This is a genomic window from Paenibacillus sp. SER-28, assembly GCF_052906305.1.
The window spans coordinates 82,194-99,846 of the sequence record NZ_JBRECM010000001.1 but is presented as its reverse complement, the minus strand read 5'-3'; the positions used below and the strand labels follow the sequence as shown (position 1 = coordinate 99,846).

Below are 17,653 nucleotides of genomic sequence, written 5' to 3'. Positions count from 1 at the left end.
GTTTAGTTTATGAACGGAATGGGAGGAATAGTCAATGGCAGAGCAGAGATTGCAAGGAAAGATAGCAGTGGTCAGTGGTGGAGGTTCAGGAATTGGCAAGGCGACCGCGATCCGTTTTGCAGAACAAGGCGCCAAGGTGGTCATGCTGGATCGAACACCCAAGCATGCAGAGGAGACCAAAACAATCATCGAGCAGGCTGGCGGCGAGGCGCTTGTACTGGAATGTGATATATCCAAGCCGGATATGATTCAGCAGGGGTTCGCTAAAGTCGTGGAAACGTACGGAAAGCTGGATATTGTGTTCGCCAACGCAGGCATTAACGGCACCATGGCCCCTATCGAGACACTGGAACTGGAGGAATGGGACCGCACGATGAACATTAATCTTCGTGGCACCTTTGCTACCGTTAAATATGCCGTCCCTTACCTGAAAGAACGCGGTGGCAGCATTATCATTACCAGCTCCATCAACGGTAATCGAACCTTTTCGGGTATTGGATTCTCAGCCTACGCCTCCACCAAGGCAGCTCAGGTTGCTTTTATGAAAATGGCAGCGCTGGAGCTGGCACGTTACAAAATTCGGGTCAACGCGATATGCCCGGGAGCTATCGACACGCAAATTGACGATAACACGTACCCTTCGGAAGACTTGAAGAAGGTACAAATTCCAGTCGAATTTCCGAAGGGCGGAGAGCATCCGCTAGAGGATGCCCCTGGTGAGCCAGAGCAGGTTGCCAATCTGGTCCTGTTTCTCGCCTCAGACGAGTCATCTCATGTATCGGGTACGGAAATTTATGTAGACGGAGCAGAATCACTACTGCGTTAAGTATTAGAATGGGGAACGTTATACCCATTCGTACAACTGTTTAGGCTTCTTAGCAGCCTTATCCCTAGTCATATACTTGTGGAAAAGGCTGCTTTTATATGGCTTTACAACGCCTCTACAACCTCTCTATGTCGTCTCTATGACGACCTGTCAGCACTATGCACAGCTCCTTTACGTGAGCGGACATACAGCCTGCCTCCCGGAAGCACCTCGAACAACAGCATCAGAAGAGAAAAGAACAGGAGCGCAATAGCCTCTTCTGCCACAATATACAGAGGATATGGCCCTAAAAATTCTAATATCGACGGTGTTGACGGCTTTCCGGCCAGAAACATGTAATTAGCTCCGAGAGCATCGTCTACCATCCACACCTTCAGCGCCAGGCCATTCAGAAAAAGCATCACTCCTCCCACACTCTTCCACGTCGGTCGGAGTCCTTCTATCCAGGTCATATACAAGGCTGCCAGAATAATAGCACTATGAGCTATGAAAAATTGGATAAAACGATAATGCGGAAATGCGTATGCCAAATTAGGCGTGAGTACGGCTTGAAGCGCCCCTCCAATTCCGGCAAAAAGGATGATCGGATATAACCAGCGGCTTCGAAAAATGAGCATCAGGATAGACAGCAGCAGTGTCACACTGCACAGTTCTAATGGCAATGAGGTCTGGATATCCCAAATATGCTGCATCACATACCAAATATTCAGAGTCACCTCTGACAGAATGAGGACTGTAATTAACAACCAGCGAATTCCCTCGCTTATAGGCTTGTTCGACCGAATCCATCCCCGAGTCAGCCACAGCATCAAAGCGCATACAATGAGTCCCAATATAGCCAACCCATGTGACGGAGTAAAAGCCTCGAACCCTTCTGGCGCGTTGGCATCGAACCAAGGCCCTGACCACGACCTATCCATAGCTAGCCCCCTTTGATCTCTTTCTCTCTTCGTTGCATTCTATTTTATACCCAATAGCCGATTATGTTCTAGCCGTGTTTCTTGCTTGTTCCATACCTTACCTTTATGATAAAAGATATTATATTCAAAGGAGAACCCTCATGGCCATTAATCGCCGATTAATTACAGATCAGGATTTCAGCGAGGCACTGGAACGTCATCTGCGTGTCCGGGTATTTCAGGATGACCAATTGATTGGCTCTGGCGGAATCATAATCCGTTTTGACGATCAAACCATTGTCGTGCAATCCAGCGTCAGTGATCTGGCTTACCACCCCAGAAAACAATGTGAGTTTTTTGAAATTAGAAAATAGCCACTGCACACCGGGGAACCATTTTGCTGCGTTTTCCGGTGTATAGCGGCTATATTTTGTTTGTATATATCATGCTTCACATGATGGTTTCTGTTATAGTTGCATTCCACGTGTTTTCATCATGAGTTTATTCGTAAGCACTTTCAAATCCTCGGAAGAAGACGAAATTTCCTGCATAATTGCTGTCTCCTCATGAGCAGCCTTATAAATTTTATGAGCTCCTTCAGAGAAGGCCCCTGACATTTGCTGAATACGATGGATCTGCTCAAAGGTTTGATCTACCCGATTCGTCTGCTCCGTCACAGCTTCTTCCATTAATCGGATGCTCTCGACAAATTCACGTACAATAGCGTTCAGACGGTTCAGCGTCTGATCCACAGAGCTTGTCCGTTCCGCCTCAGCACTGACCAATGACGTTTGCTGATGCATCAACTGCACTGTCTCTACGATTTGTGACTGGACACGGCTAACGATGGCATTTATTTGCTGCACAGACTCCGTACTTTGGGCGGCAAGTGCTCGAATTTGGTGAGCCACTACCGCAAACCCGTTCCCTTCTTCTCCCGCACGCGCCGCTTCTATGGAAGCATTCAACGCCAGCAGATGGGTCTGTTCGGCAATATCCTTCACGGTGCTTGTAATCGCTTCAATTTGGGAAGCTTCTTTTTCCAGTCGGGCAATTACCTGCTGCGAACGACCATGTGATGCTGTCAGCTCTCCCATTCCATCCATCAGGGATGAAAATACAGTCTGCGTCGAATCTACTGAATGCTCCATATGGCCTGACAGTTCCAGCATATGCCCCGATTTGCTACGCATCATTTTAAAATCGCCCAGCATTCGGTCTGCTGTTTTAATAGATTGGGCAGATGCTTGCTTTTGCTGCTCCACGCCACTCAAAATATCTTCTACTACCGAAGACATGGACTCAATTTGTGTGGTAGCCTGCACAATAGCCAAGCTCAGATTTTCCGCACTTTGCGAAGTTGTTCTGGTGCTGTACGAGATCTCATTGAACATATCTTTAATGTTCAGCATCATATGCCGAAATGCATCATACAGAACTTTGATTTCATCCTCCGAACGACGTTCAGGAATTACAACAGACAGGTTCCCCGCCGAAGCTTCCTCTGCCGCCTTTGCCAACCTAACAATTGGCCGTGTGAGTAATTTCGAGATCAACCAGCCCAAAATGCCACTCCACAGGACACCCAATAACAGAATGATCGAAGTGTACACCCATTCCTGTGTACCTTGAGCCAGCCAGTCCTTGAGTACAAAAATAAAAAAAGCGCTTGTTCCATAGGTTATTGCAGAAATTGAGACAAATGCAGTAACCATTTTCGTACCTAGTGACATCTTCATGTACTGTAGCCCACCCCAAAAAACTCAAATTTGATTCCATTTTACCATAAAATTGCTACATTTCTAGTAGAATTTTTCACAGACAGATATATTTATGAGCATAAAGATACAGAGTCTTAAGTCCCCTATCCTAATTACAAAAAACAATATGTTACCAGGTAGCAGCTTGCATCTTAAAACGGACGAATCGCGCTGTCACAAGCTTTACAGGCCATTCGTTACATCTTAAGCGAGCTGTTACCGACAAAGTCAATTTCCATTATTAAAAATCATTGTCATTTTTCTGTTCAACGACTGCTTTCTTAATCGCTTCAATTGTGTCTATTTGGTGACTGTTTTTTTCCAGTACGGTAAACTCCCATAAACCGATGGTCAGCTTTTCTCCTTGCTGGATATCAAAACGCTCTGAAAGCATCCATCCGCCAATCGTATATACGTCCCCGGCCTCAATATCCGTCTCCAAGCGCCGATTGACCTCATGAATGAGCGCCTGTGATTTGAGTATGTAACGATGATCATCTGTTTTTGTAATGAGTGGAGTTAACGCTGCGGGGGTTTCGGTGTCGGTATAGGAAGGAATATCTCCAACAATTTCCTCCATAATGTCCTCCAGTGTGACAAGTCCAGATGTTCCACCATATTCGTCCACCAGCACCGCTACTGGAATGCGTCGTTTTTGCATCTGAATCAGCAGATCCCGAGCCTGAACCGTCTCGATAACCTGAAGCACCGGGTGAATATAAGAAGACATCGTCGTATTCCCTGTGCTGTGCCCACGTGCCAAATCATGCAGGGCTTCCTTGACGCGAATCATTCCGATAATACGATCCCGGTCTCCATGTTCAGCTACAGGTAGAAAATTATAAACTTTGTCCTCGATCAGCTCCATAAACTCGGCCACTGTTGCCTGGTGGGAGATGGAACGGATATGGATGCGCGGTACCATAATTTCCTGCGCCGCACGGTCGTCAAAATCAAATACATTGTTCAGATATCGATATTCTGTCGGTGTAATTTCACCACTACGAAAGCCTTCAGATAACGCCAAACGAAGCTCAGCTTCACTGAGTGCTGCATCTTCTTCAGATACCTTTTTGAGCCCGAAGAGACCCGTAATGACACGCGATGAACGACTGAGCACCCAATTCAGGGGATAGGTCATTTTATAAAATATCGTGATCGGACGGGCAAAAAACAATGCCATGGGTTCAGCAATCTGTATGGCGAATGTTTTCGGTACCAGCTCCCCAATGACCACCTCGAAATAGGTCAAGATCAAAAAAGCCAGCAAAAAGGAGAGCACTCCCGTCAGGCCTGCCGGAATATGAGCCAATACAAACAGGGGGTGTAGCAGATGTTCAACAGTAGATTCCCCTAGCCAGCCTAGCGCCATTGAGGTTAATGTGGTTCCGAGCTGACAAGCAGATAAATACTCGTCCAGCCGAGACAAAATGTTTTTAACGGCTTTCGCATTTTTGTTGCCTTCAGAGGCCAATTGATTGATGCGAGATACCCGCACACGAATAATGGAATACTCCGAGGCCACAAAAAACGCAGTTAATGCGATAAGTAATATAACCAGAATGATATTTATCGTTTCCATAGCCCTCTCTTGCTCCGTTCATAACGAAGCAAGAAGCACCCCCTTTGACATTCATTTTTGGATGGAACCATAACATAAGTAATGATGTCCATAATCGTGTATTACCCAAAAATGACAAGGAGTAGACTATGTATGACCCTGTTAGCGAATCGCCAGCGGACTCTTTTGCACGATATCTATCCATTGATCAGCTATCAACTGATGCCCAACCGCTGTCGGATGGACCCCGTCATGCAGCCAATAGGAGGCGTCCGCCTGGGTAGCGGCTTCGTTCAACATGCTCTGGAGCGGCACAAATACGGCCCCATATTCGTCTGCAAGCTGACATACAATACGCTGGTATCCCGTTATTTTTTCTTGCCAAATATCCCATCGCGCCTCGGTAGCTCCCGTTTTCAAAATAAACGGTTCACACAACACCAGCCCGATATCAGGCAGTACTTCACGCGTTTCTTCCAGAAGGTGGCGATAGGCTCGTTCAAATCGGTCCGTCACCCCGGACGGCTCCTGCTCCACGATCCGCCAGGCGTCGTTCACTCCGATTAGAATACTGAGCAGGTCTGGCTTCAGGCTAAACATGTCCTCATTCCAGCGTGCATACAAATCCGAAACTCGATCCCCCGAAATTCCCCGGTTCACAAATTCTGGCTGCGTAGTAGTCAAACGGCTCCCCAATGCACCTGCGATCAGATACACATAGCTCTGACCCAGCCAATGGTTCGCGTCCTCATTTCGTCCTCTTCCTCCGTCCGTTATAGAATCTCCCTGAAAAAGAATACGTGCATGTTCTGTACTCGTCATCTTCCTAACTTCCTCCTTCACATTTTCCAATAATACCCTTATCATACCTCTCATCTTCTAAATTATAAAGCGGTTTCAAAATATAGAAGAATTATAGATTTGCCATATAGCCGGATTCACTAGCTTAATTAGGGTAGGAATCCGGGGGCAAAGGCGATCGAGTCATTTCACACCGCTCGGTACTTACACACCTCACGAAAATTACAGCCTCCGCACGCTCTGCGTGAAGGCATCGGAGTGAAGAAAGACTCGGGCTTGGGGCGGTTATAGTAATCGTCATCGAGACAGGACTTCATTTCATCGATGTATCGTCCGACATTACCAACCACTTTGTCGATATCCTCTTGTGTGGGACGATATACCTCATGCTCTCCTGTCATCAGATACTCCACACGTACCTCAATCTTCTCCAAAGGAAGCTGATAGTGCTCCTGCACATAGGAAGCATACAAAAAAAGTTGATCGGAAAAATCACCTTCCTTGCCTGTTTTCCAATCCACGATGACCATGTCTCCATTGTCTCTACGATAGAGCAAATCCATTTTGACATACACTTTCGTCTCATGAAGGAGCATCGTATCCCACTTCTCCACTTCTACAATTCGGGCCTTTCCCTGTTGCAGTTCACGCCAAACCGCAGTACGGTACAAATTGTGTATCACCGCGTGCTGTCGCTCCTTAATAAGGGCGATCCGTTCCGGAAGCACCTCGTCGTCGTAATAAACCTCCGCCAGCATGACGCGATTTTTCGGATCTTGTAGCCATAGCTCACGGTGTAGCGATTCCTTGTAGCTGTTATTCAACATGTTCTTCATAGCTGTCTCGAGGTATGCTGTGCGCGGGATAGCCCCTTTTTCCATCCATCCACGTATGACTGATTCACACATTTGATGCGTAATATTCCCGAATAAAATATATAAGTTGCTCAGTTGCTTGAGCCGATACAACGTAACTTGCTCTTCAGTGCCCTGCGCCGAATTCCAGCCATTATGCGAGCCGTAATAATGATAATAGTATTTGCGTAAGCATTCATCGAACGTTTGAGCCCTCGATTGCGAATAGGACCAGGACGGGTATATAGCCATGACAGGCCCTCCTTCATTAAAACTATCATCTCTTTATTATAACGCAAACCCAAGCTGTATCGGCGATAAAAAGGACGAAGACTTTAACCCATGGATTAAAGTCTTCTACTGACTGACTAGTTTGTAGACTCGCAATGAGTCCGTTCAACATGTATCAAATCACTAACATTAACAGCACCGTCCTCACGGACGTTGACAACAAGTACCGGAGTTTCTAGCATGCCGCTGATCCACTCCTTATAATCATCCACATGATCATTCGGAAGAATCGTCAAGATGACACCAGCAAAGCCACCACCATGTACTCTGCATGCGCTGTTATCTATTGACTTTAAATACATTTCGGTTAAAGCCAGTGCAACCGATACGTCTTGTTCCCGCGCAATCCCACTTCTATATACGTTTTGGAGCCATTTCCATGAGGAATTACCAGATTCGGTAACGAGCCCCAGGAAATCAGTAAAGCGCCCCTCCTCCAGTGATTTCACCTGTTCATCCACACGTCTATTTTCTTCAAAAAAATGCAACGCCCGCAGTACTGCACGGTCTCCTGCTTTTTCCCTGACCATTTTAAGGTTGGCATATAGATCCTCCGGCAATAAGTCACGGCAAACCGAAGCGTCTAAAGACTGAGCCACTGCAAACATTTCGTTGGGCACCGCCGCATAATCGTCCGTTAAATCAGCATGATTTCCACCTGTATTTACAATAACGAGGGAATATCCGTTTTGTTCAAAATTCCAATGAACAGGATTTATGATCGGTTCCTTGGGATTTTCAAAGTCAATGGAAATCAAGCCGCCATATGCACAAGCCATCTGATCGAGCAGCCCCGACGGCTTGTTCCAATAGCCATTTTCCGCATACTGACCAATTTTGGATTTAACAACAGCATCTAACGCTCCCTCGTTATAAAAATGATTTAATATCGTACATATCAACATTTCAAAAGAAGCGGAAGAACTTAAACCTGAAGCAGAGAACACATTGCTTGATATATAAGCTCGGAATCCCCCGATACGGTATCCGAATTCAAGTAGACCAGCGGCAATGCCACGGATCAGCAGCATCGTACTGTCATCCTCCGGTTTTGGCGACAAGTCAGTTAAATCGATGACATACTTCGTCTTGTAGCCTTCAGAAAAGAATGTAATTACAGACTCCTCCACTTTAGAAGCTGCAGCGATGGTATCGAGTGTAATACTGCCTGCCAGCACCTTTCCGTGATTGTGGTCTGTATGATTTCCACCAATTTCGCAGCGCCCCGGAGCACTAAACAGTTCAATATCCCCTACACCAAAATGCTTCCGATACGCCTGTATAAGTGATTCATATCGAGTCGTTTGCTCAGAGATTTGCTGTTGACCGTACATTCGGGCAAGCACCATTTGTCCCTCTCTGGAATTCAATAGTTCCATATCTTTCATCGTATATCCCCCTAATTGTATGTGTTTTGCTATGCTGGAATGATACTAGCATTATTTCAATTTTCCCTGTATGAAAGTATGGCACTTTTAAAATTTGTAAGCGCTTATTTTAATCGCTTTACTGAGCATTTTACCAATATAACAAAAAAAGAACCAGCCCCTAATTGGGCCGGTTCCTTGAATTTCTTTTTAGTCGCGTTTCAGTACATATTCCCCATCATTATTACGAGTTACTGTGGCGCCAAGCGCCTCGGCAACTGATTTGAAAGGAACATACAATGTACCATATTCATCCGTATATGGAGCTTGTGGCAGCGTCAATGTGCTTCCTTCCAATACAGCCTGTTTGGAGCCACTTTTCAGCTTAATCGTCTTACCTGTAATATCATCAATTACAGTAGTCTGTTTGGCAGCTGCATCCCATTTTAACTCGGAGCTCAGTTCGCTCGTCAGTTCACGCAATGGAATAAAGGCAGTGCCACCACGATTCTCCAAGACGTAGTAATCGTCTTTAGGATCGAAAGTTGTTTCTACTTTTGTAATTTTCAAATCATTTTTTAAAATGTTGTAGATCGGAGAATTCGCTTCAAAATTGCGCAGCGTCGCTCCCGGAGTTAATTCAGCTTGTTTATTCAAGTCAATAACACCGTTAGAAATATCCACTTTATCAGCCGTCACACTACCATTGACGTTCCATGATTGAGTTTCGGTCAGAATTGTGAAGGACTTCACCGGAAGACCGTCCACATCTGGCAAAGCAACCGTCAGGTCTGTCGCCGCTTTGCGAACATTTCCTTTTTCATCAAAATACATGTCGCTTTTCAGAACCGTGTTAGCACTCAGAACCGTTTTGATTTCAGGGGACTGTGCATACATGGTGCTAACGCCTACATCATACTGATCAACGGCTAGATCCAAATACTTTTTAACTTCGGTATAAGCCTCATTGACCATTTTTTCTTTGTTAGCACTCAGTTCCGCTGTTACTTTATCACTACCTTCAATATTCATGCCGGAAGCAATTGTTTTAGTCATATCAATGGCTTGCCCGATCAGCTCTTTCAAGCCTGCTTCGTCCTTGGCCAGATTCGCCAGGAACGGTTTTACCAATGTTACCAGCTCATCACCACGAAGTTCAGCATGCAGATGGGTCAGTTTCACTTTGTCTTTCTCACCGTATACTTCCTCGGTTACAGACGTTGCAGAAATGGTAGAAGGGTTAGGCGCATGCTTGAGCATAAGTGCAGCGGCTGTTTTCGTCAGTTCTCTCACGTCTTTGGAATATACATATGGATCAAATCCAGCAGGCAGACCGCTCACACTCTCTTGCGAGTTCAAAGATATGTAATAAGGTTTTTTGGCACCTTCCAGTTGAATAGCCAAACCTTGGCGGTCTAAAGCAAGTTCAAACGGCAAATTATACTTATCGATGTGCAATGTACCTTTGGCAGAAGCAAGTTCCTCCGATTGTACTTTGGCTTCATCCACAGTGACGGAAATCGAATTAATCAAATCTACGATTTCCTTATCTCCTTGCGTGATTCCTTCTTTTGGAGTCAATTTAAGAGAGATTTTCTCCGTTGTCTGCTGGGATTTCACATCAAGTGTTCCCAATAAACTTTTACTTACATCAAATCCACCTACTGCCTGGCAACCTGTCAAAGCTACCATTAACAGAATAAGAGGGACGGCGATCCATTTTTTTATATTCATATTAATCCCCTTTCAAGATATTTCCGTAATCTCTTCTATTATCTCAGTGTTAACACGCATTGTAAATGAGTAGAATGGAAAATAGAACTAGTTATTTAGAATCAATTTTCAGCCTGAAGCATCCGGTAAGCCAGTAGTGCCATTTCCAGGCAACGGCGTTTGTCAGGGTCTGCCAGATTTCCCTCTATGATTTCATTAATTTTATCCAGCCGATTATAAAGGGTCTGTCTGTGAATGTACAAAATTCCGGCGGTATCACGCTTGGAGCCATGGGATTGAAAATAGGCATCCAGTGTATCCAAAAGCTGCATATGGTGCTCACGATCATGCGCAATCAGCTCGCCCAAATGGTCCTCTACGAACTCTTGTAGAAAAGGAATGCGGGGCACCGCCTTCAACAACTGATAGATTCCGATGCTGTCGTAAAATAACCGATCCTTCATGACTGGGACGCTTCGTGCCACTTCAATGACCTCATATGCCTCTTCAAAACTGCGATCCGTCCCCGTCATGCGATGCCTTACTTTACCAAAGCCTGCATGAATGCGCACCTTATCAAGCTGTCCTGCGGCATAATTCTGAATATATTGAACAGTATGGGCAAGCACTTTTTTCATTTGCGCTGCGGAACGCAGTGTTAATTCCTCCTTGGCACAAAGGATGTAGCATTGACTTCCCTTCATCATCAGCAGGTTGTGCAACGTCTCTTTTTTCAACAATGAACGAAGCAGCACTAGCACATCCTGATTGATGGATTCCTTGCGTACCTGACTGGCATCCTTGTCCTGATGTTCTACCTCAATAACCCCTGCCCAAAATAAATACTGCCCCTTCGATAACAATCGCAGGCCCATCCGGGTTTGAGCCTGTTCTTCACTGGGAAGCTGTCCGCTCAGCACATCCTGAATCAATTCATTTTGATTACGCAGCAATCGGTCTTCAAGAAACTGTGTTCTCAGCACCAATGTAGCGGCTGCCTTGGCAGTGTAATCGAGTAGCAGCGACATTTCTTCCGTCGGCATTTCACTATGCAGTACCAAACCTACTGCGGAAAACACCTGACCGAAGCATACAACGGGCTGAAACAAGACGGCAGTGGATTCATTCAGGTGAAACAGCAGATGCCCCTCCCGATCGGCGGTCATACTAGATTCCACTTCATTGGCATAAAAATCTGCAATACGGTCCGCTAGATCCGGCTGGACGGAAGGTACGAATCGATTGGTTTCAATGGAAGACATGTAGATGACCTGCCGGGCTGCATAGTCATGAAGCACACGCAAGAGGGCGTTCATATCAGTGCTGCGCAGGGTTTCCTGCTGAAGCTGACGTGAAAATCGCTCCAGATCTTTTAGAAGTTCATGATGTCGGTTAATAAGTAGGGAATGAATATCTTGTGTAATTTCAACAAAACGTACTGGCTGCTCAAATACGATGACCGGGAAGTGATGTCGTTCCGCCAACTCCAGAATTTCAGAGGGGATTTCATGAATGCTCGTGCCCAGCTCCACACACAATCCTGCGGCTTCCGAGCGGATCAGTTGCTCCATATACTCGGCACGCTCTTCCCCCTTCCGGGTGAGCCACAGGCCGGTCGTCAAAATCAAGTCATGACGGCTCACAAACGGAGAAACATTTGTGATTTCTAGCACATGGACCCAACCCACAAGGCGATGTACGCCCTGTTCCCCCGCCGCCAGCTTCGCCCGCCGGAAAACAGGACGTATCAGCACATCCGCAATGGTAAATGTTTTTTTACCGTTCATCGGCATTCTCCTTATGCTTATGTCTTTATGTCATTTTATATGACATATATTCATCAAAAAGTCGAGCCTTTAAGTCAGATAATCCGACAAAATGTATGATGTCAAGGAGCTTCACCCCTTGTAAACTGTACCTAATCTAACATGAATTGCATTTATCGGCTTGAGTCCATGTAACTAATCGGCAGGGCTGCGGAAAAATGATAGTGTAATTTTCTTAACAATTATTTTTAGGAGAGGTGAATGAAATGAAAATTGGGGTTCCGAAAGAGATTAAAAACAATGAAAATCGTGTCGCTCTAACGCCAGCAGGTGCAGCTCAAATGATTCAACACGGACATCATGTGTTTGTGGAAAGCCATGCAGGTGTTGAAAGCGGCTTTACAGACGGAGATTATGCCACTGCGGGTGCGACCCTTGTGCAGCAGGCTGCGGATGTGTGGGCCCAGGCGGATCTGATTATCAAGGTAAAAGAGCCGCTCTCCTCTGAATACGGATATTTTCGACCAGGATTGATTTTATTCACCTATCTACATTTGGCTGCCGAGCTAGCACTGGCCCGCGCTTTAACAGACAACGGCGTAACCGCCATTTCCTATGAGACGCTAGATGTTGAAGGCAGCCTCCCGCTGCTTACTCCGATGAGTGAGGTTGCCGGTCGAATGGCTGTACAAATTGGAGCACAACTGCTGGAAAAACCAAAGGGTGGCAAAGGCATTCTGCTGGCAGGTGTGCCGGGGGTGAAACGCGGTAAAGTGACCATTATTGGCGGAGGGGTGGTCGGTACCAATGCTGCCAAGGTCGCCATCGGTCTTGGGGCAGATGTGACACTGATCGACCTGAGCCTGCAAAGACTGCGCCAACTGGACGATATTTTTGGCAATCAGCTCCATACGCTGGTGTCCACCCCGTCCAACATTGCTGAAGCCGTGACGCAAAGTGATTTGCTGATCGGTGCTGTCCTGATCACTGGTGCCAAAGCTCCGCGGCTCGTAACGGAAGCCATGGTACAGACGATGCAGCCCGGCTCTGTGATTGTGGATGTGGCCATCGACCAGGGCGGCATAGTCGAGACGATTGACCATATCACCACACACGATCAGCCTACCTATGTGAAGCATGGCGTCATTCACTATGCGGTAGCAAACATGCCGGGCGCGGTACCGCAAACCTCGACGCTCGCTCTGACGAACGCGACGCTCCCCTTTGCTCTCCAGCTCGCAGATTTGGGTGTGCAGGAGGCGCTTCGCAGAAGCAAGCCACTGCTTAGCGGCACTAATGTCCTGAACGGACATATTACCTACGAAGCGGTTGCACGTGATCTGGGATATCCTTATGTTCCCGTGGAACAGGCATGGCAGGCGAAAGCCTTACAATAGAATAGAAACAGCTCAAAGAACCACACGCTCTTCCCAGCAGGGACTGAAGCGTGTGGTTCTTTGAGTGCTAGCTGTATTCACCGTGCTTACTGCATTTCAGACGATTTCTGACGAAAGGAACGTTTGAAGATGGCGATAAATATCTGTGATTTCTTCCAGCGACATGCGCACCAGTCCACTAGACGAAGGTGCCACAAATTCATGCATCTCGGGAATGAGCGGTTCAGGCTGAAATCCCCAATTTACTTTGGATTTTTTACTGTATTCGGTGTACACGCCTTTGCCGACAAAGCAAGCAACCTTCGGGCGGTATTCCTTTAGCTTCTCGTATAGCTTCAGACGTCCTTCGGCGTATTCCTCGCGTGAAATATCCTCTACTCCCCTCGTGGGACGGGAAACAATGTTCGTAAAGCCGAAGCCCAGCTTTAGCAGCTCCCGATCTTCCGATGGATCGTACAAGCGAGGTGTCAAGCCTGCTCCCTCCAGTATGCGCCAAAATCGGTTGCGCGGATTCGCATAATGATGTCCTACCTCGCCTGATTTCAAGCTGGGATTAAAGCCGATAAATACAACGGATAATCCATAATCCAGATGATCATCTACCTCATGCAGTTCTGTCTCTCGCTCTGTCATGGGCTCCTCCTTCCTCAAACAATATCCAGCGGCTGCTTCCGCGTTGGCGGAGGAAAAACTTCGTCTATTTGTTGAAGTTGTTCAGGAGTGAGCCGAATACTTGCTGCCGCTGCATTTTCTCGTACATGCGATTCCTGCACCGCCTTCGGAATTGCCCAGACATCACCGTCCCGTATGACCCACGCGAGCGCAATTTGGGATGGAGTTATCCCGTGGCTGGCAGCAATGTCTACCATAACAGGATGCTCCAACAGCCCCCGTCGCAGGCGGCCACCTTGGGCAATCGGGCAATAGGCCATCACAGGCACTCCATGCGTACGGCTCCAAGGTAGCAGATCATATTCGATGCCCCGCGAAGCTGCGTGATACAGCACTTGGTTGACAGCGCAGGCTTCGCCTCCACTTAGGCTCCATAACTCCTCCATGTCGGACTTGTCCAGATTGGACACTCCCCAGCTGCGGATTTTGCCCTGCTCACGCAGTTTTTCCATACCTTGTATCGTCTCTTCCAGCGGAATATTCCCACGCCAATGCAACAAATACATGTCCACGTACTCCGTTCCCATTCGGGTTAGGCTCGCTTCGCACGCTTGAGCCAGTCCTTGGCGGTCCGCATGATGAGGATACGCCTTGCTAACAAGATAGACATCATCCCGGCGACCCCGAATGGCCTCTCCGACGATCTCTTCTGCGCCGCCCTCCGCATACATTTCAGCCGTGTCCACCAGCGTCATGCCCAGCTCCAAGCCAAGTTGAAGCGCGCGCACTTCTTCCTGGCGGAGTGATGCTTTTTCACCCATATGCCACGTGCCCTGCCCGATTAGCGGCACATCACGACCGTCAGTCCAGGTAATCACACTTTTCTTATGTTGGCTCATATGCATTCCCTCCTTAGGAGCCTGATGCCACAGGCTTGTCAAATACATGGCTCTGCGCCCAATGCTGTCCACCATCCGAGGTGGTATACATGACTGGGGCCTGCTCTGAATCCGAGAAAATAGCCCAGCCTTCCTTGGCATTTGCCATCCCGATTTGCTGACCACCATAACCGTCAAAGCCTTGCTTGCCATTGTTCCACGTCTTGCCGCCGTCAGTCGTCCAGCCGATGGTATTGGGCTTGTCGCACGGTGCGCAGTAGCCGCCCATCCATGCGGTATTGCTATTAACCGCATAGAGCATACCTGGTGCAGCCCCTTCATTTTTGGGAACCTGGTTGTCTTGCTGGCTAATACCTGGTGCCGGACCGCCGCCAGCAGTGGTATTCGCCAGCACAGCACGCCAGCTTTGTCCACTATCGGCAGTATGCCAAAGCGAATACGACGTCTGATTCATCCCCGTATCGCCAACCAGCTCGATCCATGCGTTGCCACGTTCTACCGAACGAATAATGGCTCCATTTAGTGGCGCCTCCGTTGTCCGTGACATGACAGTAGTCCACTTTTGGCCCCCGTTAACCGTGTGTAAAATCTGAAACGAACGGTCTGTGTCCTGCGTAACTGCCCAGCCGTTTTGCTGATCATGGTAATATGGCTGTCCTACCAAGTGGCCAGGCACGGGGAGCGAGGACCAGCTTTGCCCGCCATCCTTCGTATATTGGTTGCCACTGAACCCTTCCTTGGATGATACAAAGTGTAAAAAGCCCGCTTGCCCTTGCTCAGGTACAGTCCCGACAACCTCCCAGCGTTTGCCGCCATCGCGAGTGGCCAGCAGCGTTCCGCTATCTGCCATAACAGCCCAGGCCTGCTGCCCGTTCAAGGCAAAAATCTGCTGAACCGTACCTTGGCCCTGATATTGCACATTCCACGTCGATCCGACTGAACCGGATGCAGCCGCGTCCGTTCGGGCAATCCAGCCATTTCCGCCGATCCAGCCGGATTGGCCGTCAATCAAACGCAACGCGGTAATATTGTCCATGCGGACCTTCGCTTGAGTAGCATCTGTGGTTGCTTGTCCTCCTGTTTTCGGTGTATCTACAGTCGCTCCCGAACCATTCGCTTGTGCCGAGGCGGCACCCTTTTGCTCATTTTGAGCCGTTTGTCCTGTTTGCGAACTTGTTTGTGAGCCTGTTTCACACCCCGCTGTCACTATGGCTACGGCGAGTAAAAGCACCCAGACCGATGTTTTTTTCTTCATTTTCGTTCATCCCCTTATGTTGGTGATATACATGGCTGTGCGGGTATCGTATTCACAGCCATGTATATTCTATGTATTACCCTGCTGTCTTCGTTTCACTCTTAAGGTGAATATACGGAATGGACTGAATGCAAACCAGTGTTACAGGATTACGAGTTTACAGGAACAAAGCCACCCTTTTCGATGGCCCGGGTTCCTGCTTCGCTTTGCAGCCATTCGAGTAGTCGTTGCATCGAAGGGCTTGGTTTCTCGCCTTCCCGTGTGACCACGAACAGTTGAGCTGTGAATGGATATTGTTTCGAGCGAATGTGCTCTTTGTTCGGCTCCACTCCATCAATAGACAAAAATTTGACCTCTTGACGATTATGCATCACATTTGCAAAATAATAAAATGAATATCCGAGCGCGTTGTGATCCTTGTTAAAATCTGCGACTGCATTAATCATACCACCCATAATGCCAATTCGGAGTTCCCGAGGAGGTTCAGCCATGTCATGACCTTTCATCACTTTCTTTTGCATATATGTTTGACTTCCTGAATTCTCCTCCCGCTGATAAGCAACGATCGGCTGATGCTTTCCCCCTACTTCACTCCAGTTACGAATAGATCCTTCATATATGCTGCGTACCTGCTCCGAAGAAAGTCCGTTAACTGGATTGCCTTTATGAACGAGAAAAATAAAAGCATCCCACCCAATGGGTGTAAGCTTCATTTGAATTCCCCGACTTTTTGCCAGGCGTAATTCCTCATCGGAAGGACCGGCCACCAGGATCAGATCCGCCTTCTTTTCGATCAGATTGACATAAGCCTGATGTGTTGTGTTGAATCTCAGTTCGTGAGCCGCACGAACCTTGTTCATTCCGGTCAATTCATGCAGCATATCCTGCGCGAATGGAATGGCCGCCGTAGCCCCGTCTACTACCGGAAAATCCCTCTCTGCAATGTACGGGCGTTGAGGAAGCATCAGTGTAATCGTTAGCACAATGAAGAGCGCAGCAGATATCGCGGCAACAATCCATTGCCATCTATAATCCACCTTACCATTCTTGTCGGTTAGCGCTGGATAACGATTCACCCCAACTCCTACTACCATGCCAGCTATCGGCAACAGTGCTGCCAGTAGAAACCAAACTTCACCATGCTGTGTATATAGCCCCAATACCTCCAACACAGGCTCCGCCCAAGCGTGATAGAGTGAAAAGAGCTCCCACGCCCCTCCCACTTCAGCAGGTTGGCCACCAGACCCTTGTATGCCTACAATCCACAACCACAGCCCACATAATAATGATAATAGCCCAGTCAGCATCAGCGAAAGCTTGCCCATGCTAGACATACGCGCACTCAAGGCACCATAAGCTGCAAAAATGAGACCGATAATCCATGCATATAGAAGTAATATTACAAACACAGTTGTATCTGTGACACCTTCATGCCTCAGCAGAAGCTGCACTTGGGGTGCCACAACCATACTCCAAACTACATTAAACATGACTGAAAACAATCCAAACATAAACGTACCGCCCAGCCATGGCCAAAACCATGCTATCCGCACAGACTCATCCTTTTCCGGCTTGGTTATAACTCTCTTTGGATCAGACATGTACATCCCCCTATATCTAATGAATGAAATGAGACTGTAAACCATTGCTTC

The 17,653-nt window shown here is 47.5% G+C and carries 15 protein-coding genes; 3 read left to right on the top strand and 12 right to left on the bottom strand.

Annotation, left to right across the window (positions count from 1 at the left end):
- The first annotated feature begins 34 nt into the window (after positions 1-34).
- Positions 35-826, top strand: a complete 792-nt coding sequence (locus tag ACUYLD_RS00375; RefSeq protein ID WP_446674197.1) for an SDR family oxidoreductase — start codon at positions 35-37, stop codon at positions 824-826.
- Between the two features lie 137 nt (positions 827-963).
- On the opposite strand, the gene ACUYLD_RS00370 is transcribed toward ACUYLD_RS00375, so the two are convergent.
- Entirely contained in the window at positions 964-1,746 is a 783-nt protein-coding gene (locus ACUYLD_RS00370; protein ID WP_446674196.1) for a YwaF family protein, read from the bottom strand.
- A gap of 140 nt (positions 1,747-1,886) precedes the next feature.
- Between ACUYLD_RS00370 and ACUYLD_RS00365 the strand changes: the two genes are divergently transcribed.
- Positions 1,887-2,099 carry a hypothetical protein gene (locus ACUYLD_RS00365; RefSeq protein ID WP_446674195.1) on the top strand — a complete coding sequence of 71 codons (213 nt, stop codon included), beginning with the start codon at positions 1,887-1,889 and terminating at the stop codon, positions 2,097-2,099.
- Between the two features lie 93 nt (positions 2,100-2,192).
- On the opposite strand, the gene ACUYLD_RS00360 is transcribed toward ACUYLD_RS00365, so the two are convergent.
- The 7 genes from ACUYLD_RS00360 to ACUYLD_RS00330 form a co-directional block, all read right to left on the bottom strand.
- Positions 2,193-3,464 carry a methyl-accepting chemotaxis protein gene (locus ACUYLD_RS00360; protein ID WP_446674194.1) on the bottom strand — a complete coding sequence of 424 codons (1,272 nt, stop codon included), beginning with the start codon at positions 3,462-3,464 and terminating at the stop codon, positions 2,193-2,195.
- A gap of 262 nt (positions 3,465-3,726) precedes the next feature.
- Positions 3,727-5,067: a hemolysin family protein gene (locus ACUYLD_RS00355; protein WP_446674193.1), complete on the bottom strand. Its 1,341-nt coding sequence runs from the start codon at positions 5,065-5,067 to the stop codon at positions 3,727-3,729.
- Positions 5,068-5,208: 141 nt separating this feature from the next.
- Positions 5,209-5,868, bottom strand: coding sequence for an SGNH/GDSL hydrolase family protein (locus ACUYLD_RS00350; protein WP_446674192.1), 660 nt, complete (start codon positions 5,866-5,868; stop codon positions 5,209-5,211).
- Positions 5,869-6,035: 167 nt separating this feature from the next.
- Complete coding sequence (locus ACUYLD_RS00345; RefSeq protein WP_446674191.1) at positions 6,036-6,953, bottom strand: PD-(D/E)XK nuclease family protein; 918 nt, start codon at positions 6,951-6,953, stop codon at positions 6,036-6,038.
- Between the two features lie 116 nt (positions 6,954-7,069).
- Positions 7,070-8,380 carry a galactokinase gene (locus ACUYLD_RS00340; RefSeq protein WP_446674190.1) on the bottom strand — a complete coding sequence of 437 codons (1,311 nt, stop codon included), beginning with the start codon at positions 8,378-8,380 and terminating at the stop codon, positions 7,070-7,072.
- Positions 8,381-8,569: 189 nt separating this feature from the next.
- Positions 8,570-10,093, bottom strand: coding sequence for a copper amine oxidase N-terminal domain-containing protein (locus ACUYLD_RS00335; protein ID WP_446674189.1), 1,524 nt, complete (start codon positions 10,091-10,093; stop codon positions 8,570-8,572).
- 101 nt (positions 10,094-10,194) lie between these two features.
- Complete coding sequence (locus ACUYLD_RS00330) at positions 10,195-11,859, bottom strand: PucR family transcriptional regulator (protein WP_254350907.1); 1,665 nt, start codon at positions 11,857-11,859, stop codon at positions 10,195-10,197.
- A 245-nt stretch (positions 11,860-12,104) separates the two neighbouring features.
- Between ACUYLD_RS00330 and ald the strand changes: the two genes are divergently transcribed.
- Positions 12,105-13,235 carry an alanine dehydrogenase gene (gene ald, locus ACUYLD_RS00325; RefSeq protein ID WP_446674188.1) on the top strand — a complete coding sequence of 377 codons (1,131 nt, stop codon included), beginning with the start codon at positions 12,105-12,107 and terminating at the stop codon, positions 13,233-13,235.
- 96 nt (positions 13,236-13,331) lie between these two features.
- Here ald and ACUYLD_RS00320 read toward each other — a convergent pair whose 3' ends face one another.
- From ACUYLD_RS00320 to ACUYLD_RS00305, 4 genes are all read right to left on the bottom strand, one after another.
- Positions 13,332-13,868, bottom strand: a complete 537-nt coding sequence (locus tag ACUYLD_RS00320; RefSeq protein WP_254326603.1) for a mismatch-specific DNA-glycosylase — start codon at positions 13,866-13,868, stop codon at positions 13,332-13,334.
- A gap of 14 nt (positions 13,869-13,882) precedes the next feature.
- Complete coding sequence (locus tag ACUYLD_RS00315; RefSeq protein ID WP_061831062.1) at positions 13,883-14,746, bottom strand: aldo/keto reductase; 864 nt, start codon at positions 14,744-14,746, stop codon at positions 13,883-13,885.
- Positions 14,747-14,759: 13 nt separating this feature from the next.
- Positions 14,760-16,001 (bottom strand): WD40/YVTN/BNR-like repeat-containing protein, encoded by a 1,242-nt coding sequence (locus ACUYLD_RS00310; protein ID WP_254350906.1) that lies wholly within the window; start codon positions 15,999-16,001, stop codon positions 14,760-14,762.
- A gap of 149 nt (positions 16,002-16,150) precedes the next feature.
- Entirely contained in the window at positions 16,151-17,602 is a 1,452-nt protein-coding gene (locus ACUYLD_RS00305; RefSeq protein WP_446674187.1) for a PstS family phosphate ABC transporter substrate-binding protein, read from the bottom strand.
- Between the last annotated feature and the right edge of the window lie 51 nt (positions 17,603-17,653).